The 22,236-nt window shown below is 25.7% G+C and carries 17 protein-coding genes; 8 read left to right on the plus strand and 9 right to left on the minus strand.

Annotated elements, in window-relative coordinates; genetic code table 4:
- Positions 1 to 165: 165 nt before the first annotated feature.
- Together yihA and AACK96_RS04465 are read right to left on the minus strand one after the other, a co-directional pair.
- A complete protein-coding gene (gene yihA / locus AACK96_RS04460; RefSeq protein WP_286640905.1) occupies positions 166 to 780 on the minus strand; it encodes a ribosome biogenesis GTP-binding protein YihA/YsxC in 615 nt (204 codons plus the stop codon).
- Positions 781 to 849: 69 nt separating this feature from the next.
- Entirely contained in the window at positions 850 to 1,050 is a 201-nt protein-coding gene (locus AACK96_RS04465) for a hypothetical protein (protein WP_252320689.1), read from the minus strand.
- 382 nt (positions 1,051 to 1,432) lie between these two features.
- Here AACK96_RS04465 and mgtA point away from each other — a divergent pair, with 382 nt between their 5' ends.
- The 4 genes from mgtA to AACK96_RS04485 all read left to right on the plus strand — a co-directional run bounded on the left by mgtA (position 1,433) and on the right by AACK96_RS04485 (position 7,309).
- Positions 1,433 to 4,144, plus strand: a complete 2,712-nt coding sequence (gene mgtA, locus AACK96_RS04470; RefSeq protein ID WP_338973476.1) for a magnesium-translocating P-type ATPase — start codon at positions 1,433 to 1,435, stop codon at positions 4,142 to 4,144.
- 161 nt (positions 4,145 to 4,305) lie between these two features.
- Positions 4,306 to 5,037: an ankyrin repeat domain-containing protein gene (locus AACK96_RS04475; protein ID WP_338973479.1), complete on the plus strand. Its 732-nt coding sequence runs from the start codon at positions 4,306 to 4,308 to the stop codon at positions 5,035 to 5,037.
- Positions 5,024 to 6,121: an ankyrin repeat domain-containing protein gene (locus AACK96_RS04480; protein ID WP_338973482.1), complete on the plus strand. Its 1,098-nt coding sequence runs from the start codon at positions 5,024 to 5,026 to the stop codon at positions 6,119 to 6,121. The genes AACK96_RS04475 and AACK96_RS04480 overlap by 14 nt, the downstream gene beginning before the upstream one ends.
- Before the next feature lie 111 nt (positions 6,122 to 6,232).
- Entirely contained in the window at positions 6,233 to 7,309 is a 1,077-nt protein-coding gene (locus tag AACK96_RS04485) for a sulfite exporter TauE/SafE family protein (protein WP_338973485.1), read from the plus strand.
- Between the two features lie 44 nt (positions 7,310 to 7,353).
- On the opposite strand, the gene AACK96_RS04490 is transcribed toward AACK96_RS04485, so the two are convergent.
- The 4 genes from AACK96_RS04490 to AACK96_RS04505 form a co-directional block, all read right to left on the minus strand.
- Positions 7,354 to 8,091 carry a lysophospholipid acyltransferase family protein gene (locus AACK96_RS04490; protein WP_338973487.1) on the minus strand — a complete coding sequence of 246 codons (738 nt, stop codon included), beginning with the start codon at positions 8,089 to 8,091 and terminating at the stop codon, positions 7,354 to 7,356.
- 2 nt (positions 8,092 to 8,093) lie between these two features.
- A complete protein-coding gene (locus AACK96_RS04495; protein WP_338973489.1) occupies positions 8,094 to 8,585 on the minus strand; it encodes a dihydrofolate reductase in 492 nt (163 codons plus the stop codon).
- Positions 8,585 to 9,454 (minus strand): thymidylate synthase, encoded by an 870-nt coding sequence (thyA, locus tag AACK96_RS04500; protein WP_252320867.1) that lies wholly within the window; start codon positions 9,452 to 9,454, stop codon positions 8,585 to 8,587. Before thyA ends, AACK96_RS04495 begins: the two co-directional genes overlap by 1 nt.
- 108 nt (positions 9,455 to 9,562) lie before the next feature.
- Positions 9,563 to 10,686, minus strand: a protein-coding gene (locus AACK96_RS04505; protein ID WP_338973306.1) for an IS3 family transposase whose coding sequence is annotated in 2 segments (ribosomal slippage) — positions 9,563 to 10,443 and positions 10,443 to 10,686 — 1,125 coding nt in all. Because the reading frame shifts where the segments join, the coding sequence is not laid out codon by codon here.
- 194 nt (positions 10,687 to 10,880) lie between these two features.
- On the opposite strand from AACK96_RS04505, the gene AACK96_RS04510 reads away from it, so the two are divergent.
- The 4 genes from AACK96_RS04510 (at position 10,881) to AACK96_RS04525 (ending at position 14,054) form a co-directional block, all read left to right on the plus strand.
- Complete coding sequence (locus tag AACK96_RS04510; protein ID WP_338973491.1) at positions 10,881 to 11,618, plus strand: hypothetical protein; 738 nt, start codon at positions 10,881 to 10,883, stop codon at positions 11,616 to 11,618.
- 382 nt (positions 11,619 to 12,000) lie between these two features.
- Positions 12,001 to 12,228, plus strand: a complete 228-nt coding sequence (locus tag AACK96_RS04515) for a hypothetical protein (protein ID WP_338973494.1) — start codon at positions 12,001 to 12,003, stop codon at positions 12,226 to 12,228.
- A gap of 15 nt (positions 12,229 to 12,243) precedes the next feature.
- The gene (locus AACK96_RS04520; protein ID WP_338973496.1) at positions 12,244 to 12,630 is read left to right on the plus strand and encodes a hypothetical protein; all 387 of its coding nucleotides are present in this window, start codon (positions 12,244 to 12,246) and stop codon (positions 12,628 to 12,630) included.
- A gap of 149 nt (positions 12,631 to 12,779) precedes the next feature.
- Positions 12,780 to 14,054 (plus strand): TIR domain-containing protein, encoded by a 1,275-nt coding sequence (locus tag AACK96_RS04525; RefSeq protein WP_338973499.1) that lies wholly within the window; start codon positions 12,780 to 12,782, stop codon positions 14,052 to 14,054.
- A 92-nt stretch (positions 14,055 to 14,146) separates the two neighbouring features.
- On the opposite strand, the gene rpoC is transcribed toward AACK96_RS04525, so the two are convergent.
- The 3 genes from rpoC to rplL all read right to left on the minus strand — a co-directional run bounded on the left by rpoC (position 14,147) and on the right by rplL (position 22,197).
- On the minus strand, positions 14,147 to 17,899 hold the full coding sequence (gene rpoC / locus AACK96_RS04530) for a DNA-directed RNA polymerase subunit beta' (RefSeq protein WP_338975145.1): 3,753 nt from the start codon (positions 17,897 to 17,899) through the stop codon (positions 14,147 to 14,149).
- Between the two features lie 24 nt (positions 17,900 to 17,923).
- Positions 17,924 to 21,634 (minus strand): DNA-directed RNA polymerase subunit beta, encoded by a 3,711-nt coding sequence (locus tag AACK96_RS04535; RefSeq protein ID WP_338973502.1) that lies wholly within the window; start codon positions 21,632 to 21,634, stop codon positions 17,924 to 17,926.
- A gap of 182 nt (positions 21,635 to 21,816) precedes the next feature.
- The gene (gene rplL / locus AACK96_RS04540; RefSeq protein ID WP_338973505.1) at positions 21,817 to 22,197 is read right to left on the minus strand and encodes a 50S ribosomal protein L7/L12; all 381 of its coding nucleotides are present in this window, start codon (positions 22,195 to 22,197) and stop codon (positions 21,817 to 21,819) included.
- Positions 22,198 to 22,236 lie beyond the last annotated feature (39 nt).

Genomic DNA, 22,236 nt, shown 5'->3' on the forward strand with positions numbered 1-22,236 from the left:
CTTTCAAATAAAAACTCATTTATTTTTATCAAAATAATGAGTTAAAAACTTATATTAAGTTTAATTATTATTATATTCTATTCTATACTGAATATTGATATTTTTAATAAATATATACATATTAAACAACTTTTATCTTTTTTTATAGCAACAAATATTATACTATTAAGTTTCTACTTCAACTTCATTAGTATTAACATCATCTGCTAATTTACTAATTACTAAATCAATTCCTTGTTTACTAATACTAGAAAATAAAATAATAGGAGTATTAGTGCTAAGTTTTAAAGTTGATAATATTAATTTTTTATTTTTTACTAATTGACTATTTTTCACTTTATCAACTTTAGTAGCAATTAAATGAATTTTTAAATGATAATGTTGTAAATATTCCAACATATCAATATCATCTTTACTGGGTGCATGTCTTAAATCTAATAATAAAAAAACTGCTTTTAAATTTTTTCGTGACTGAAAATATTCATCCATCATTGTCGCAAATTGGATTTTTTTTTCATTTGATACTTTAGCAAAACCATAGCCAGGAACATCAACAAAGCGACAAATATTATTATTAATTGTAAAAAAATTTAGCATTTGTGTTTTACCAGGTGTTTGTGAAACTCTAGCTAACTTACCATTATTACAAATTGTATTTAAAAATGTTGATTTACCAACATTACTGCGACCAACAAAACAAAATTCAGGAATTTCATCCTGCGGCCATTGTTCTTCTTTAATAGCACTAGTTAAAAATTGTGCTTGCTTAATTCGTTCCATTTTTTACCTCTTATTCAAAAATATATTATAGTTAATAGTTAAGATTTAAACTAATTATTATTTATTATTTTAATTTTTATTAATATTAATAAAATTAGTAAAATGAATATTATCTAATGGCCATATACCAAAACCAAAAAATAATGCAGCCAAAATGATACCACCAACAATAATACAAATAGCAAGTCATTTTATAATTTTAAATAATAACATAAAACTAATAATAGCAATAGCTATTATAATAATACCAACTATTACAAATGTATTCATGTTTACCTCCTATTATTTTAATTATTAAAGTAATACGTAACATTAATTAATAATAACATAAAATAAATTCGAATATTTTATAGTAATCATCTTTTTCTTAAAATTATATAAATTAAAAAAAGTTATCTTTTTAAAGAGAAACATGTTAAAATGTCAAAGGATAAAGGAGAGTGATATCATGACTGACAGCGATTCCGTTTATAATAAGAAAAATAATACTAATTTAAAAATTAGTAATTTTAAAAGTGTACTTTTAAATAAAGATTCAGTCAAATATTCTCCTGGTATTTTTACTAAAAAAATATTTTTTTAGCGTGTTAATAAATTTCTAAATCCTTATTTAAAAGTCTTAAAATAAGAAAAATAAGGAGGTAAAGAAATTATGAAGATTTTTTTAAACAAAATTTATTTTAAATTACAATTTAGTTTTAAAAAACCATTAGTTTACACAAATGGTGATTATATTAAACAAATTGCACATTTTAACCAAAAACAATTACTAAAAAATTTAGATTTACATAATTTTGGTCTTAAAACAGACCAAATTGAAATAAGAAGAAAAAAATATGGTATTAATACTTTAAAAAATACAAAATTTAATTGAATTTTAGAATTTTTAAAAGCATATTTTGGACCATTCAATATAATTTTAGCAATTATTACTATCTATAATTTATTCTCATATTTTACAACAAATGATACTTCAATTTATTCATTGGTTGCCGCTATTATTGTTGGAACTATGATTTTATTAAGTGGAACCCTAATTTACATTCAATCAATACGAGCTTTTTTTATTACTAAACATTTAACAATTTTGGTCAAAAATACAACTACTGTTATTCGTAATATAAACATTAATCAAATTACTAAAGAAAACTCAATTAAAATAATTAAACAAGCACAAGAAATAAATGTTAATGAATTATTACCAGGTGATTTAATTTATTTATCAGCGGGTGATTTAATTCCTGCTGATTTAAAAATTTTATTAAGCAATGATTTATTTATTAATCAATCATCATTAACAGGAGAATCACTACCTGCTGAAAAACACGCTATTAACGATCCTGCATATCAAAACTTATTTGATTTACAAAATATTTGTTTTATGGGAACAAGTGTTGTCTCTGGAAGTGCAATTGCTATTGTTATAGCAACAGCTACTAACACCTACTTTGCTACTATTGCTGATACAATAAATAAACAACGTCCATTAAGCAGTTTTTCCAAAGGAATTAAACGCGTTACTTTAATGTTAATTTGCTTTATGCTAGTAATGGTACCCATTGTGTTAATTATCAATGGTCTTTTAAAAAACAATTGACCTGCAGCATTTATTTTTTCAATTTCGGTTGCTGTTGGTTTGACTCCTGAAATGCTACCAATGATTGTTACCTCTAATCTAGCGCGAGGTGCTAGTAAAATGAGTAAACAAAAAGTAGTTGTTAAACAACTAGCTGCTATTCAAAATTTAGGTGCAATTGATATTTTATGTACTGATAAAACAGGAACTTTAACTAATGATAATATTGAAGTAGTCAACCATATAACATTGGATAATAAAACAAATAATGACTTAATTAAGTTTATTTATTTAAATAGTTATTTTCAAACAGGAATAAAAAATCCAATGGATAATTCAATACTTGAATTTGGAGAAAAAAACAAATTAAAAAATATAAGTAATTATTATCAAAAAATTGATGAAATTCCTTTTGATTTTAATAGTCGTAAATTAACAGTTGTTTTAGAAGATAAATTAAATAATAAAAAATTAATTTGTAAAGGTGCAATTGAAGAAGTTATTAATACATGTAATCGTATAGTTTATCAAGATAAAGTAATACCATTAAATTCTGATTTAATGAAAATGGTTAATAAAAAAATAACAAAATTAAATGAACAAGGATTACGTGTCTTAGGTGTCTCATATGAAGATACAAATCTTACTAATAATAAATATAATGAAACAAACGAAAAAAATTTAATTTTTCTTGGTTTTGTAACTTTTCTTGATACACCAAAACCTACAGCAACAAAAATGATCAAATTGCTAAAAACACATGGTGTTGATCTTAAAATATTAACTGGTGATAATGAATTAGTAACAAGAGCAATTTGTAATCGTGTTAATCTAGAAATTAAAGGATTAATTTCTGGTGAACAATTAACTGGCCTAACTGAATATGAATTAAAAAGAATTGTTGAAAATAATAATATTTTTGTTAAACTAAACCCATTACAAAAGGCAAAGATTATTCAAACTTTAAAAAGTAATGATCACGTCGTTGGTTTCATGGGTGATGGTATTAATGATGCTTTAGTATTAAGAAATGCTGATGTTGGAATTTCTGTTGATAATGCTACTGATATTGCAAAAGAAGCATCAGATATCATTTTATTAGAAAAATCATTATTAGTTTTAGAAAAAGGTATTATTGAAGGTCGTCGCATTTTTGGTAATATTTTAAAATATATTAAAATCACGATTGCTTCTAACTTTGGTAATGTCTTTAGTGTGCTAGTAGCATCAGCATGATTTGCTTTTGCACCAATGTCACCAGTACAATTATTATTTCAAAATTTATTATATGATATTTCACAATTTACAATTGCCTTTGATCGTGTTGATCCATCATTTTTATTAAAACCACAACGCTGAAATCCAAAAGGAATGTTACCATTTGCTTTTATTAATGGACCTATAAGTAGCATTTTTGATATCTCTACTTTTGCAATTTTAGGATTTGGATTTGGTGTCTTTGGTAATCCTTCTGCAGAAAATATTAATATGTTCAACTCAGGATGATTTATTGAAGGTTTATTAACACAAACATTAATAGTACAAATGTTTAGAACTGAAAAAATTCCTTTTATTCAAAGTCGTGGTACTTGACCGGTGAATATAATGGCAATTGTTATTTGTACCATTGGATTAGGTTTACCTTATACTTACATTGGTCATCAAATGAATATGATAGGACCACCGCCAGTCTATATTCCAATTGTTTTAGGAATAATCATGACTTATTGTGTGCTAAGTCAATTAATAAAAATGGGATACATTAAAGTATTTAAAAAATGATTATAACGGCTAATTAATATTAAAGTTTGCAATTTTAAATAGCAATTATCTATATTTACTATAGAAATAAATCTTATGATATAATTTTTTCAAACTTAATATAAGTTTTTAACCTATTTATTTTAGTTTTAAAATAAATAGGTTTTTTAATTTGATAGGAGAAAAAAATGTCTAATTTAAAAGAAATATCTAAATTAAATACAACTATAAAAATTAATAAAAATCAAAAATTAATTAAAGCCGCTAAACATGATGATTTAGAATTGACCCAAACTTTACTAAAAAATAATGCTGATGTTAATTATGTAGATGAACATCATAATAGTCCATTAACAATAGCTGCTGAACATGGTAATTTAAAAATTGTTCAAATTTTATTAAAAAATAACGCTAATATTAACCATATAAATGATTTTGGTGATGATGCTTTAAGAATGACTGCTAAAAAGGGACACACAGAAGTAGTTAACGCTTTATTAGCAACAAATAGTAAGATTATTAATCACAAAAATTGAATTGGTGATACTGCTCTAATATGAGCTACTGAAAACGGACACACAGAAACAGTTAAAGTTTTAATAACAAAAGATAATGACATTAATAATCATGTAAACAACCTTGGTGACTCTGCTTTAATAATAGCCGCCAGAAAAGGTTATTTGGAAATAGTTGAAATTTTACTAGCATATGGTGCTGATATTAATAATGTAGATAAAAACAAAAATAGTGCTTTAATATGAGCTGCCAAAGAAGGACACCTAGATGTAGTTAACACTTTAATAAAAAATGGAATTGACCTTAATCATGAAGATAACTTTGGTGATACTGTTCTAATATGAGCAGCTGAAAAAGGTTATGCAAAAATAGTTAACACTTTACTAGCATATGGTGCTTATTAATCATAAAGATACAAATGATGATACTGCCTTAATATGTGCCGCCAGAAACGGACACACAGAAACAGTTAACATACTATTAGCAGAAGATAATAATGCTAATGTTTATGATAAAGATATAGATGGCGATACTGCTTTAATATGTGCCGCCAGAAACGGACACACAGAAGTAGTTAACGCTTTATTAACAAAAAATAGTGATATTATTAATTATATAAATGACTTTGGTGATACTGCTTTAACAATATCCACCGAAAATCGACACACAGAAATAATTAATAATTTATTAAAACATAATGCTGATTTTAATTATATAGACAAAAATAAAAACACGTTTTTAATATTAGCTATTGAAAACGGACACACAGAAATAGTTATCAATTTTCTAAAAACAAAAAATGTTGATATTAATCACATAGATGCTAATGGTGATAGTGCTTTAATAATAGCCGCCAGAAAAGGTTATTTGGAAATAGTTGATACTTTAATTAAAATAAACTCTGATGTAATTCTACATAGAACTAAATTTAATAATACTGCTTTAATAATAGCGGCTAAAAATGGACACTTAGATATAGTAAAAATTTTAATAAAGAATGATATTAATATTAATCGCGAAAATAATGTTGGTGAAAATGCCTTAATATGAGCTGCCAGAAACGGACACACAGAAGTAGTTAACGCTTTATTAACAAAAAATAGTGATATTATTAATCATAAAACAAAATATGGTAATAATGCTCTAATATGAGCTGCCAAAGAAGGACACCTAGATGTAGTTAACACTTTAATAAAAAGTGGAATTGACCTTAATCATATTAATTATTTTGGTGATAATGCTCTAATATGAGCAGCCAAAGAAGGACACCTAGATGTAGTTAACACTTTAATAAAAAATGATATAGATATTACTCATTTAGATGCTAATGGTGATAGTGCTTTAAAATGAGCTACTAGAAATGGACATTTAGAAATACAAAATATAATTAATGAATCAAATTATTGAAAAAAACAAATAAATTCTATAGATTTACAAAATCATAATTTACAGAACAAATGTGATAAATCAAATTCTTTAAAAATATAATTTTTAAAAAAAGAAATAAAAAAATTAAAAGATAATAATATTTTTTTGGATTTTTTCATGATAAAATCTTAAATAACATAAAGTAAATCTAAAAGAAAAAAGGACATAACTATGAATAAAAAAACAATATACTATAGTTTATTAATAATTCCTATTTCTTTATTTGTATTATTACTTACTTTATTTTTAACAAATATTTGAAAACCCTCAATTGTTGCTATTATTTTTATTACTATTTTGTTAATAATAGTAGCAATTTTTACATGATATCTTATAAAAAATAGTTATTCACAATTTGATGAAGAACATATCCATAATTTTGAAGATAATTTTAAACAACGATTTTGAAAACTAGGAATAATTGGTTTTATTGCTGATTTTTGCGACACAATTGGTATTGGTTCATTTGCAGTAAGTATTATTTTATTAAAATTAACAAAACAAGTACGTAATGATAAAAAAATTTTAGGAATTATGAATGTTGGTCATAGTATTCCTACTTGCTTAGAAGCAATTATTTTTATTGCTTTAATTCAAGTAGCATGACCAACACTAGTTTCATTAATTTCTGCTGCAACATTAGGTGCCTATTTAGGCGCCATTATCGCAAATAAAATTAAACTTAGTTGATCACAACTATTTATTGGTATTCTATTATTTATTGTTTCAATTATCATGCTTTTAGGTCAAAAACAAATTGGAATTATGCCAACAGCGGGTAATAATAATAGTCTTGATATTTGATGAAAATATTTGGTTGGTATTAGTATATTCTTTATCCTTGGTGCTTTCATGGCATTAGGCATTGGTATTTATGCTCCAGCAATGGCAACTACTTATTTATTAGGTCTTAACGCTGAATGTGCTTTTCCAATTATGATGGGATCTGCAGCTTTTTTAATGCCAGTTGCTGGCACACGTTTTATTAAAGATAAAAACTATGAAATTAAACCACCAATTGCTTTCACACTAGGTGGATCAATTGGTGTTATTTGTGCTTACTTAAGTGTATTCTTATTATTACAAAATGGTCTTGGCTTAAATAAAGAACAATTTATTAATATCCTACTATGATTAATTATCGTAATAATTTGATATACATCTTCTTCACTAATAATTACATCAGTAAAAAATTTACGTAATTATAAAAAACAAAAATCACATCAGAAATTAATTATTGACTCTTAAACATCATAAAAGGTTGTTAATTAACAACCTTTTATTATTACTACTTAAATTTTATTATTGCTAAAATCATCAATTCCTTTTTTAATAATATTAAATACTTGCTTTGATAATACATCAGTAGATAATTTAATAAATTCACTTGGCTCAATTAGCTTATGAAAAATAAGATGAATATCTTTTTTGCCTTTATATTTTCGATCAAAAATTTGATAAGAATTAATAATAGTAACAGGGATAATTGGTACATAAGATTGATATGCCATATTAAAAGCACCTGATTTAAATTCTTGCAATTCTTGTTGATGACTTCTTGTTCCTTCTGGAAAAATCATCATTGTACGCGGAATTCTAATTAATTCCTTTGCTTCTTGAAAAGCCGTAACGGCTGTTCGTGGATTATTACGATCAATAAATAAAACATCAATTAAAAAAATAAATCTTCGTGCCAAATGGCTTTTTTTTAATTCTTCTTTTGCAATAAAACCTAAAGGTGCATATAAACTATAATCATTTACCGATAATACTAATAATGGATCAAAATTTGATTGATGATTGGCAACCATTACACAACCTTTTCTTTTTGGTCAATTCTCAATGTTATGAACGGTTAATTTAATATTATATAATCATTTAATATAACGCACACGTTTTTTCAATCAAATATATCGTTTTGCTTCAGAAACTAAACTTGGGTCTTTTAATACCTTTCTTGTCATTGAACCTGATTTACTATAAGTTTGTAATAAATAAGGTCATGTTAAAATTGCTTTTCAAATGTTCATTATTATTTTTTTTCCTTTCTTTGATACACATTCGCCACAAATTCTGCAAATTCTGTTGTTTTGATTAATTTAAAATCAGAAAAATTACTAATAGGAAATAAAAGATCACCATTATATAAATTTTTAATGACTGAAACATATAAATAATCAGCATAATCTCATGCCTGCTTATAAATTTCAGCACCACCAATAATACAAATATCTGTTTTTTTATTACCTTGATATTGTTTTAAATATGAAATAATATCATTTGTGAAAGTAATATTATTATCATTTAGAAATTGTTGATAACGTTCTTGATGATTAGTAACAACTATATTGTAACGATTTTTTAATGGTTTGCCAATACTTTCAAAAGTTTTTGAACCCATTAATACATTTTTATTTAAAGTAATGCTCTGAAAATATTGCATTTCTTCTTTAATTTTTCAGGGCAATTTATTATTAAAACCAATTATCTTTTCTTTGGTCATTGCTCAAACTAAAATTACCATTATACTGCAACCTGACCTCTAATCAACGGATATGGATCATATTGTTCTAATTTAAAATCTTCAAATTTAAAATTAAATAAATTAGTAATATTTTTATTAATAACTAAAATTGGTAATGATTTTGGTTTTCTACTTAATTGTTCATTAATTTGTGAAAAATGATTACTATAAATATGAGCATCACCTAAAGTATGAATAAATTCTCCTAACTGATAGCCACATATTTGTGCTAACATTATTGTTAATAATGCATAAGAAGCAATATTAAAAGGAACTCCTAAAAAAATATCTGCACTACGTTGATATAATTGACAAGATAATTTTTTATCATCAGAAACGTAAAATTGAATTAAAGTATGACATGGTGGTAGTGCCATATTTTTAATTTCTGCAGGATTTCATGCTGATAAAATGTGTCTTCGTGAAAAAGGATTGTTTTTTAAATTTTCTATTAACTCCTGCAACTGATCAACACCATTAAAATTACGTCATTGTCTACCATAAACAGGTCCTAAATCACCAAATTCAAGAGCGAATTGATGATCAGTTTTAATTTTTTCAACAAATTCTTCTAAAGTTTCATTTTGATATTTTTTACTTTCCATAAATTTCTTATAAGGTCACTCATTTCAAATTCTAACATTATTTTTAACTAAATATTCAATATTAGTATCACCAGCAATAAATCATAATAACTCATGAACAATAGAAGCAAAATGAACTTTTTTTGTAGTTAATATGGGAAAACCTTTTTGTAAATCAAAACGCATTTGATAACCAAAAGTAGAAACAGTACCAGTGCCTGTTCTATCAGCTTTTTTATATCCTTTTTCTAAAACATATTGACATAAATCTAAATATTGTTTCATAATCATTACCTCTTTCATAAATCAAATTAAATCAATTATATTTTAACAAAAAATATTTTTTTATCTAAGTTTTAATTTTATTATTTATTTTTGGAATGGCAACCCTTTTTAGGACTGTTTTTTGGTAGACACTTGTTTTTGATAATTAACTGGAGTTAGGTAGTTTAAGGTGCTGTGAATTCTTATGTTGTTGTATCAATTGATATAATCAAATAATTCTAATTTTAATTTGATTAATGATGTAAAATTTTTATCATTAATAAATTCAGTTTTGAAAGTTTTAAAAGTTGCTTCAGCAACAGCATTGTCATAAGGACAGCCTTTTTTGCTTAAAGATCGAGTTATGTTGAATGCTAATAAAAGTTTATCAATAGTTTTATTATTAAATTCGTTACCGCGATCGCTATGAAATATTTCAATATCTTTTAAACAGCGATTTGAGTGCATAAATGCTTGATATACTAATGATGCATCTTTTTTAGTACCTACACTATGTCCAATAATTTCGCGGTTAAATAGGTCTATTAATAAGCAAATATAGTTTCACTTACCATTAACTTGAACATAAGTTAAATCACTAACAATAACTTCATTTTTAATTTTATTATTAAAGTTTCTATTAACAAGATTGGTAATTTGACTATCATTGACTTTATTATGATGATTTTTGAATGATAATTTAGTGTATTTTGATATTAAATTATGCTTATTCATAATTTGTTTAATTTTTCTGCGTGATAAATAAATTTCTTGGTTTGCTAGTATGACTTTTAATCTTCTAGTACCATAAACTTCTTTATTTTCTTTAAAAGCACTAATAACAGCTTCATCATAAATATTATTTTGATTTTTATTTTTTTTCTTTAAATTAAAATAATATGTTGATTTAGAGAGTTTTAAAAAACGACACATTGTGCGAATTTTATATTTAGATTTATTATTTGCAATAATTTCTATTTTCTGCCTATTATTAGTGCTGCTTGCTTTAAAATATCATTTTCCATTCGTAATTGTTTTAATTCTTTATTTGCTTGAATTAATTGTTTTTCTAAATCAGAAAGATTATCTTTGGTTTTAAAACTGCCTGAATTAGTAAATTGCTTAATTCATTTATAAGTAGCCGCTCTTGTAACGTTATATTCTTTAACAAGACAAGATACTGACTTGCCACTTTGATATAAAGCTACTATTTGTTTTTTAAATTCATCTGAATATGAGTTAATATTGGCCATAATTATTTTCCTTTCTTTTAACTAATTTGTGAACTTGTCTACGTAATTAGTGTCCAATAAAGTGTAACCCATCCATATACATATTCAAAAATTTGTAAAATACACTTAAAAAATATTTAATTTTTATTATGTCTATGTATAATTAAAATAAAATATCAACATCATATTTCATGTTATTTGAAAGGAAAATTAAATTGAGTCAAAATCAAGTATTTAGTTGAATAGGTTTTATTTCTGGTTCTAGCTTACTTATTTCTTTTATATTACTTTTAATGTTTTTACTAATAAAATTTTTATTAAATTATAAGCAAAAAAACAAAGTTAAAAGAATACTTTCTTCAAATGATTTTAGTCAAATCATAGAAACGAAAAAAGAATTAAAAATAAAAGTAAGAAAATATTTTAAAGAAATATTTATTAGAGATGTTGATATAAATTTATTTAAAAAATTCCTAAAATCAGAAAGTGGAGTTAATAAAAAACCAACAAAAATTGCATGAAATTTTTTTATAATTTTGACAAGTTCAATATTAGTAAATAAATCCGAAGGAAGAGTTTCTGAAGCAATCAAAAGTATTTTTAATACTTTTGATGAAAGTAAACAAATATTATTAACTTCTGATAAAAATAACTTAGTAACAGATGTAATTTTAAAAATTATGAATTTAAAAATCAGACCAATCTTAATTGCTAGTAGATCACTAACAAAAATAGATACTAATGGTAATTTTATCATTAATGATGAAAATTTAAGCAAAGAAGAAATCGAAAATTTTTGAAAACAAATTGATAAAGTTAGAAAAGATTTAATAGAAAACAAATACTTATATTTTATTTCAATACTTTCACTTTCAACTGCAACTAATGAACAAATCAAAAAATTATTAAACTACACAGATCAGTATAAAATACATAAAAAAGCAACATTATAAAAATAATTTTTTTAAAAAAATTCTTATATTATGTTGCTTTTTAATAGATTTTTTTAATTATATATGTATATAATTAAAATGGAATATTATTATTAATATCATAATAATTTTCAACAAATATTAATAAGAAACTAAAATAAAATTAATAACTAACACAAAACAAGTAACTATTTAATTAAAAAATTATAATACTAAATTTTTTTATTTTTTTTAAACTAATACCCCAAATTATAAATATAAAAGTTATATATTTTTTTGTGCTATTATGTTTAACATTTTATGGATAAAACTAAGGAAAAGCAGATTGACTACAACTAAAATATTTAATTGAATAGCTTATATTTCAAGTATTGCTTTACTTATTTTTTTCATATTACTTTTAATGTTTTTACTAATAAAATTTTTATTAAATTATAAACAAAAAAACAAAGTTAAAAGGATACTTTCTTCAAATGATTTTAGTCAAATCATAGAAACGAAAAAAGAATTAAAAATAAAATTAAGAAAATATTTTAAAGAAATATTTATTAGAGATGTTGATATAAATTTATTTAAAAAATTCCTAAAATCAGAAAGTGGAGTTAATAAAAAACCAACAAAAATTGCCTAAAATTTTTTTATAATTTTGACAAGTTCAATATTAGTAAATAAATCCGAAGGAAGAGTTTCTGAAGCAATCAAAAGTATTAAAAATACTTTTGATGAAAGTAAACAAATATTATTAACTTCCGATAAAAATAACTTAGTAACAGATGTAATTTTAAAAATTATGAATTTAAAAATCAGACCAATCTTAATTGCTAGTAGATCACTAACAAAAATAGATACTAATGGTAATTTCATCATTAATGATGAAAATTTAAGCAAAGAAGAAATCGAAGATTTTTGAAAACAAATTGATAAAGTTAGAAAAGATTTAATAGAAAACAAATACTTATATTTTATTTCAATACTTTCACTTTCAACTGCAACTAATGAACAAATCAAAAAATTATTAAACTACACAGATTAAAATATTAAATGTTTAAATAAAATATAAGTAAAAAACAAATTTAAATTTTTAAAACAATATCTTTAAAATTACCTATTAAGACTTATGTTTTATAATCAAAAAAATTATAAAATATAATTTTTAATAATGTTAAAAAAAGGAGTTAAACAGTGAGAAAAATTTTTATTTCATATCATCATCTAAGAGAACAAGAAGAAAAAGACCAATTAGCAGAGTTAATTAAAAAGTATGCTAATTATTTAAATATAAAAGACATGTCTGTAGAAATAGGGGATATTGATACCACATCATCAAATAATGAAATCGCTAAAACTATTAGACAAAATCATTTAAAAGATACAACTATTACTATTCTTATTCTAGGAATACATACAAAATGTAGACAACATATTGACTGAGAAATTGAAGCTTCATTAAATAAATATGGAAGTTTAAATAGAAGAAAGAAGATAAATAGTTTTATAATACTTTTAACTGCTGATTTTATTAAAAAAGCAAAAATAAATTGTAATTTTAATAACACTTGTGATTATTCTTCTTTAATCACCCAAGAAAATGCTGGTCAAAGAATATATGAAACCGTAATAAATAAACATGCAATTATTGCTACTTATGATGAAATCTTTTCAGATATAATAATTCTTAAAAATTTACTTGATAAAGTTCAATCTAATCATAAAAAAGAAGAAATGTTTTATCAAAATGTTATCAGCCCTAGTTTTTTAAAACCAACTGTTTTAAAAGATAATACTAAAGATACTGTTTTTAATGAAAAAAAAGAAATAGATAATGCAATATTATCTTCAAATAAAGATAATGGTGTTAACAAAGAAAATGATGATAATGATAGTGTAGTACCTTCTAAATCAGAGGAAAAAATAAATAATGAAAAATTAACTTCAAGTCAAGATAGTGGTTTTAACGAAGATGATGATAGTAATATTGTAGTACCTTCTAAATCAGAGGAAAAAATAAATGATGCAATATTAACTTTGAGTAAAGATAATGATTTTAACAAAGATGATGATAGTAATATTGTAGTACCTTTTAAATTAGAGGAAAAAATAGATAATGTAATATTAACTTCAATTCAAGATAGTGAAATTAATAATCAATTACTACAAGAAACTACAACCAACTTTACTAAAAATGATAATAAAAGTAATCTTTTAAGAAAATTATCTTTAAAACATAATAGTAAAGATAGTGGAATTGGTAGTGAACTACAAAAAATAAGTATAATGAAAGATGAAAATTTTAAAAGAATACATCTCCATAAAAAAGGTAATTCAGAAGAATGTGAAGCAAAAGAAAAAGAAGAAAAAACAATGCAAGAGTTTACTAAAAAAACAAAAAAATTTATAAATTCTGGTAAAACTAATTATACACAAGAATGTCCAGAAATATATTTATCCTATCTTTAAAACATACAACTAGTAAAATTAAACATTAGAAAATAAAATATAAATATTTAAAAAGTGAGAATAAAATTCTCACTTTTTATTTTTATTTTAATTTAGTATTCTTCTTCAAGTGAAGAATTACCCATACCTATTAACTTCTCAGTTGGCATTAAACCAGTACCGGCCGGTATCAAGTTTCCTAAAATAACATTTTCCTTTAAACCACGTAAATTATCTTGTTTTGACTTAATAACAGCATTAGTTAATACTCTTGTTGTATCTTGGAAAGAAGCAGCAGCCAAGAATGATTCTGATTCTAATGGTGCTTTTTTAATCCCTAAAATAATTGGATGACCAAAAGCGGGTTTTTTACCAGCAACAATAATTTTGGCATTAACATTCTTAAATTCTTTGATATCAACAATCGCTCCAGGCAATAATGGTGAATCATTACCTTCAACTACAAAAATACGATTCAACATTTGTTTTACAATAATTTCAATATACTTATCAGAAATTTCAATTCCTTGTAAACGATAAACACGTTGTACTTCTTTTAAAATATATTGTTGAACTTCAATGATTCCTGCTACTTCTAGTAATTGTGTAATATTAATTGCACCTTCAGTTAGTTTTTGGCCAATCTTAACATTATCACCAATTTTAATTCTTACCTGCGCATTATATTGAGTTTTATATTCTTTATAGTCAAGTTTTGACTTTACAGTAATTGTATAAATTCCTTGCTCTTCACGAATATCTGTTACTTTACCATCAAACTCACTAATAATAGCAACAGCACCTTTGGGATTAGTAATATCTAATAATTCTTTAATTCTTGGTAATCCTTGGGTAATATCACTACCACCAGCAACTCCTCCAGTATGGAAAGTTCTCATCGTTAGTTGAGTTCCTGGTTCACCAATTGATTGCGCTGCAATAATTCCAACTGCTTCACCAATAGCAACAATAGAACCTGTTGTTAAATTAATACCATAACATTTTTGACAAACACCATAACTTGCTTCACAAGTTAAAACTGAACGAATATTTATTTTTGTAATTTTTGCCTCTAATATTGTTTCTACTAATTTTTCAGTAATTAATTCATTATTTGCAACAATTACATTATTCTTACTATCAACAACATCACCTTGAACAAAACGTCCAAATAAACGGTCACGTAAGGGCACAATAATATTATTACGTTTTTGGTCAACAACGTCACTAATTATAAAGCCATTACCGGTATTACAATCTTCTTCAGTAACAATAATATCTTGTGAAACGTCAACTAGTCTTCTTGTTAAATAACCTGAGTCAGAAGTTTTAAGAGCCATATCTGCCATTCCTTTACGAGCACCATGGGTAGAAATAAAGAACTCTGAAACATTTAATCCTTCACGGAATGAAGATTTAATTGGTAATTCAATAACTTCTCCTTTTGGATTATTCATTAAACCACGCATCCCTACTAATTGAGTAAAGTTACTAATATTAGTTCTAGCACCTGAATCTCACATCATAAAGATTGGATTTTCAATATCTTTTCTTAAAACTGTTTCTAGTTCAACTTGAATATTATTTTTAATACCACTTCATTTATTAATAATATGGTAATGACGCTCACGATTAGTTAACATACCTTGTTTATAAAACTTGTTAATTGTTTTAACATATTCATCTGCTTCTTTAAATAATCTTGTTTTACCTGAATAAGATACAACATCGCCTGCAGAAATTGTTGTTCCTGAAATTGTTGAAAATTTAAAACCAAGATTTTTCATTTTATCTAACATTTGTGCAGTTAATTGAGTTCCAAAAGTTTTAAAATATTTATGAATAATATCTGCTAAAGCTTTTTTCTTAAATGGTTCAACAATAACTCTTTTTTTAATAAATTCACGAAAATCAACATCAGTTGTAACTAAATCTTCATTATGGGTTTCAGTTAAATTAATAATATTTGGGCGATTAATAAATGGCATTCTTTCTGAAAACATTTGATTAAAAATAATCTTACCAATAGTAGTAATTAAAAATTTGTTTTGATCGGTAGCAGCAAATTTACTTGCACCTAAACTAGCAACACGAATTCCAATAATAGCATGTAATGAAACTTGTTTTGTATCATAAGCTTTAATTGCTTCATTAACATCTTTAAAAATTGAACCTTGACCTAATTCATCTAATTTTTCAATAGTTAAATAATAATTACCAAGAACCATATCTTGAGTTGGCGTAACAATTGGTTTACCATCTTTAGGACTTAAAATATTTTTTGAACCTAACATTAAACTTCTTGCTTCAGCTACTGCTTCTTGGGTAATTGGCACGTGAACAGCCATTTGGTCACCATCAAAGTCAGCATTAAAAGCAGGAGTTACTAGTGGATGTAAACGAATAGCTTTCCCTTTAACTAGAATTGGTTCAAATGCTTGAATTCCTAAACGGTGTAAAGTTGGGGCACGGTTTAATAAAACAGGACGATCTTTAATTACTTCTTCTAAAACATCTCAAATTCGTTCATCTTGGATTTCAATTAATTTTTCAGCAATTTTAATATTTAAAGCTAATTCTTGATGAACTAATCTTTGCACAACAAAAGGTTTGAACAAAATAATTGCCATATCACGAGGAATACCACATTGATACATTTTTAATTCCGGACCAACAGCAATAACACTTCGACCTGAATAATCAACACGCTTACCTAATAAGTTTTGACGGAAACGTCCTTGTTTTCCTTTTAATGTTGAAGTTAAAGATTTTAATGGACGTTTATCTCTTCCTGTTACTGGACGTGCTTTACGTTCATTATCAAATAAAGCATCAACTGATTCTTGCAACATTCTTTTTTCATTATTAATAATTAAGATTGGTGCTCCCATTTGTTTTACTTTTTTTAAGCGTTCATTACGAATAATAATTCTTCGATATAAATCATTAATTTCTGATGTTGTAAAACGACCACCATCTAACTGAATAATTGGACGAATATCAGGTGGAATCACCGGAATAGCGTGTAATACCATTCATTCTGGTTTATTTCCTGATTTAGCAAATGAATCAATAACATCTAAACGACGTTCTAGTTTTCTACGATCAGTTTGTGATTTCTTGTTTGTCAATTGTTTTTTAATGGCAAGAAATTCTTTTTCTAAATTAATATTTTTTAATAAATACTCAATAGCTGAAGCACCAATTCCAAATTTTGTTCCAGTATGTTTAGTAATAAATTGAGCACATTCATCCATTGAAAATGGACGTGAAGTATCTGCTAAAGTATCAGTTAACATTTGAGCACGAGTATAAGCAAAAGAAGAAGGTTCTAATTGTTCTAAAATTTGTGCAAATACTTTACGTAAACGATTACGAGTATCAGTTGAAGATTTAGCATTACCTAAATCCATAATCATTTTTTGTTTTAAACCTTTAGCGGTCCCTGGGTCTAAAACAATATAAGAAACAAAATATGCTACTTCTTCTAAGTCTTTAGCTTTCATATCTAATGCTAACGCAATTCTTGAAGGAGAAGCCTTTAACATTCAAATATGAGTTACTGGCTCTTCTAACTCAATGTGTCCTAAACGTTCACGTCGAACAATTGCTTCAGTAATTTCTACTAAACAACGTTCACAAACTTTACCTTTATTTTTTATTTTCTTATATTTACCACAAGTACATTCATAATTTTTAGTTGGTCCAAATATTCGTGCATCAAATAATCCATCTTTTTCAGGTTTTAATGACTTATAATTAATTGTTTCTGGCTTTGTAATTTCTCCATGTGATCATGAACGAATTTGATCGGGAGAAGCAAGAGAAATTTTAAGGGCAGTATAATGTTTTGAATTTTTTTGCATTTGCATATATTTATTACTCCTTTTCTAATCCTCAAGATAACTTTCGACTTCTTCATCGTAAGTTACCACTTTTTGTTCTTGACCTTTTTCGTCAATTAACACAATATTTATTCCTAAACCTTGTAGTTCTTTTGTTAAAACATTAAATGATTCAGGGATACCTGGCGTTGGAATCTGTTTATTACGTAGAATCGCTTCATAAGTTTTAATTCTACCTTTAATATCATCAGATTTAATAGTTAGGATTTCTTGTAAAGTATGAGCAGCACCATAAGCTTCTAATGCTCAAACTTCCATTTCTCCAAATCTTTGTCCACCATTTTGTGCCTTACCACCTAATGGTTGTTGAGTAATTAATGAATATGGACCCACATTACGAGCATGTAATTTATCATCTACCATATGTGATAGTTTTAGCATATACATAACACCAACAGAAATTTTCTTGGCAAACTTTTCACCAGTTAAACCATCATATAATGTTAATTTATCAAAATCATTATATTTTGCTTCTTTCATAATATCTAACAAGTCTTGATTTTTTGCACCATCAAAAACAGGGGTTGCTACTTTAATTCCTAAAGTTTTAGCAGCCATTCCTAAGTGTAATTCAAGAATTTGTCCAATATTCATCCGCGATGGTACTCCTAATGGATTTAACATAATATCAACCGGTGTTCCATCTTCTAGGAAAGGCATATCTTCAATTGGTAAGACTTTAGAAATAACACCTTTATTTCCGTGTCTTCCAGCCATTTTATCTCCTTCTCGGATTTTACGTTTTTGGACAATAAATACTTTAACTACTTCTTCTACTTCTGAAGGTAAGTCAAAACCATCTTCACGTTTATAACGTTTAATACCTTGAACAATTCCAGCACCACCATTAGGTACTCGTAATGAATTATCTTTAACATTACGTGATTTTTCACCAAAAATAGCTGCTAATAATTTTTCTTCAGCAGTTGATTGTGTTTGACTTTTTGGTGTAACTTTACCAACAAGAATATCTCCTTCTTTAACTTCAGTTCCAATTAAAACAATTCCTTCATCATCAAGATAACGTCTTGATTGTTCAGAAGTATTAGGGATTTCACGTGTAATTTCTTCTTTACCTTGTTTTGTTTTTCGACATTCTAAATTATATTCTTCAATATGCGTTGAAGTATAAACATCATCTTTTACTAAACGTTCACTAATAATAATAGCATCTTCATAGTTATAACCATGTCAAGTCATGAAAGCAATAATTACATTTTGTCCTAATGCAAGTTCGCCATCTTTCATCGAAGGTCCATCTGCTAAAATTTGATTAACTTCAACTTTATCACCAACTTTTACTAATGGCACATGAGTTACTGCTGTTCCTTGATTACTACGTTCAAAACGACTTAACTCATAAGTTGTTATTTCATCTTCTGATTTAATAATAATTTCATGAGAATCAACATATTGTACAACTCCCGGTAAATTAGCAACAATAGCTAATCCTGAGTCACGAGCAACAGCATACTCAACACCCGTACCAACAATTGGTGTTTGGGGTTTTAATAATGGAATTGCTTGACGTTGCATATTAGCTCCCATTAAAGCACGGTTAGCATCATCATTTTCTAAAAAGGGAATACAACTTGTAGCTATTGACACAATTTGTTTTGGTGAAACATCAATATATTCAACTTCGTTTGGTCCAACAATAATATTTTGACCATTACTACGAGCAATAACATTATTATTTTTAATAACATTATTAGTATCTAATTCAATATTAGCTTGTGCAATGATATGATTCTTTTCTTCACCAGCAGTTAAATATTTAATTTCATTAGTAATTTTACCTGCAATTACTTGACGGTAAGGTGTTTCAATAAAACCGTATTCATTAATACGAGCATAAGTGGCTAAATTATTGATTAAACCAATATTAGGTCCTTCAGGAGTTTCAATCGGACAAATTCTTCCATAGTGAGAATAGTGAACATCACGAACTTCTAAACTAGCACGATCACGTGATAATCCACCAGGTCCTAAAGCAGTTAAACGTCTTTTATTAGCCAATTCTGCTAATGGATTAGTTTGATCCATAAATTGTGATAATTGTGATAAGTTAAAAAACTCACCAATAACAGCTGTTAATGGTTTATTATTTGTAATATTTGCTGGTTTCATTTTATCACTATCAGTAGTTGACATTTTTTCTTTAACGTTTTTTTCAATACGTCCCATTCCAATACGAAATTGGTTTTGTAGTAATTCACCAATTGTACGAATACGACGATTTGCTAAGTGATCAATATCATCAGCATTACCAATACCATGAACAAAATTTAAAATATAAGAAAGAGTTGCTAAAATATCAGCAATAGTAATAATTACTTCTTTACATTTAGGATTAATTCCAACAACATTAATAACTTCATTTAATCTTTCTTTATCATTATAAACTTTAATTAACTGCACATAATGTTTTGGTTCACTATCACTGATTGATGTTTTTAAAGGTACTAAACATGCTCCTTCTTCTAATACTGTTTTTAGAATTTCTAATTGTGATTTACCAATTACTGTTTTTTTGGATAAAACAACATTACCTCTAATATCTTTAATATCTTCAGCTAGAGTGTAATTTAAAACACGATCTGTAATAGCTAATTTTTGAATTAGCTTATATCTTCCTGCTTTTGTTAAATCATATTTTTTTGAATCAAATAATAATCCAGTTAAAAATTTTGCAGCACCATCAACACTGGCAGTTTCTCCGGCTTTAATTTTTTTATAAATTTCTTGTACTGCTGCTGGTCAATTTTGATGTTCATCATATTCATAAGTATTTAATAAAACATCATCTTTACCAATGATATTAATAACATCATCTTTAGTTAATCCTAAGGCAGTAAGTAAAGTGGTTACTGCAATTTTACGTGATTTTTCAATTTTAACTTGAATAATATCTTTAATTGCATTTTTATTACGAACTAATTTATTACGTTTAGAATCAGTTTCAAATTCTAGTCAAGTTCCACGTGATGGAATTAAATCACCTAAAAATTTATATAATCCGGTTTTTGGATCAATTTCAATTTTAAAATATGCACCTGGTGAACGAACTAATTGTGAAACAACAACCTTTTCACTTCCATTAATAATAAATGTTCCTTTTTGTGTCATTAATGGAAAATCACCTAAAAATACATCTCCTTCACGAGTTAATGTATAATCAACAATTAAAACATCTTCTTCTCTACTTTTAATAGTAACTTCAATAGTTGAAAATTCACTATTAGCATGAACATTTTTTTCTTCAAAATAATATATATTATCGCTAACTTTTGGTTCATTAATGTTTTTAATACCAAATTGGTCTTTAATTCAACGCATTAAATAATCTAAAATATTATCTTTAGCAGCAATAGTTAAATGACGATTATTTTCATGAATTGATAGAGATAATTTTGTATAGATTGGTGCTTCATAAGTTTTTGACTCATCTTTTGCTTCTTTTAATGTTCTTCTTGGTTTACGAAATTCTCAATCAATCAATGATAAAATAATACGATTAGCATTATCAGTTACCGGAAATATTTCATTAAATACTTCTTGTATTCCTGTATCAATAAATCATTTATAAGTATCACGTTGAATTGAAATTAAATCAGGAAGATCTAAATTTCCTGATACTTTAGTATAGTCACGTCTTTTAGCATAATGACCAAATTGTTTTGTAGTATATGACATTGGTTCATCTCCAATTTTAAAAATTTATTAAAATCAAATAATTTGATTTCAGTTAATTAGTATTAAATTACTAATTAGTTTGATAAAATATTAAGTTTTAAGTTGATAATTTTTAGTTAAATAACAAACAGAAAACCAGTATTAATTAAAACTGGTTTTCATATAAATTTTTAATATTTGAACTACTTAACTTCAACAATAGCACCAACGGCTTTTAACGTTGCTTCGTGTTCTGTTGCTTTTGCTGTATCAATATTTTCTAAAATCTTTTGTGGTCCTGTTGCTACTGCATCAACCATTTTTTTAGCATCCATTAAAGACATTGTTCCACCAACAATTGCCTTAACTGCTTTAATAACATCAACTTTTTTGTCTCCTACTTCTTTTAAGATTACAGAAACTGTTGATGGTTTTGTTGCTTCTTCTTTAGCTGCTGCTGGTACAGAAGCAACTGCTGCAGTTACTCCAAAAGTTGTTTCAATTAATTCAACTAATTCTTTTAATTGAACTGCTGTCATTGTTTTAACATGTTCAATAATTTGTTTATTTGTAATATTTTCCATTATTTTTTCCTCCATATATTTTTTTATTTAATAAGTGTT

Origin of the sequence: Spiroplasma endosymbiont of Tricholauxania praeusta, from assembly GCF_964019535.1 — a bacterium.
Classification (GTDB): Bacteria; Bacillota_I; Bacilli_A; order Mycoplasmatales; family VBWQ01; genus Spiroplasma_E; species Spiroplasma_E ixodetis_A.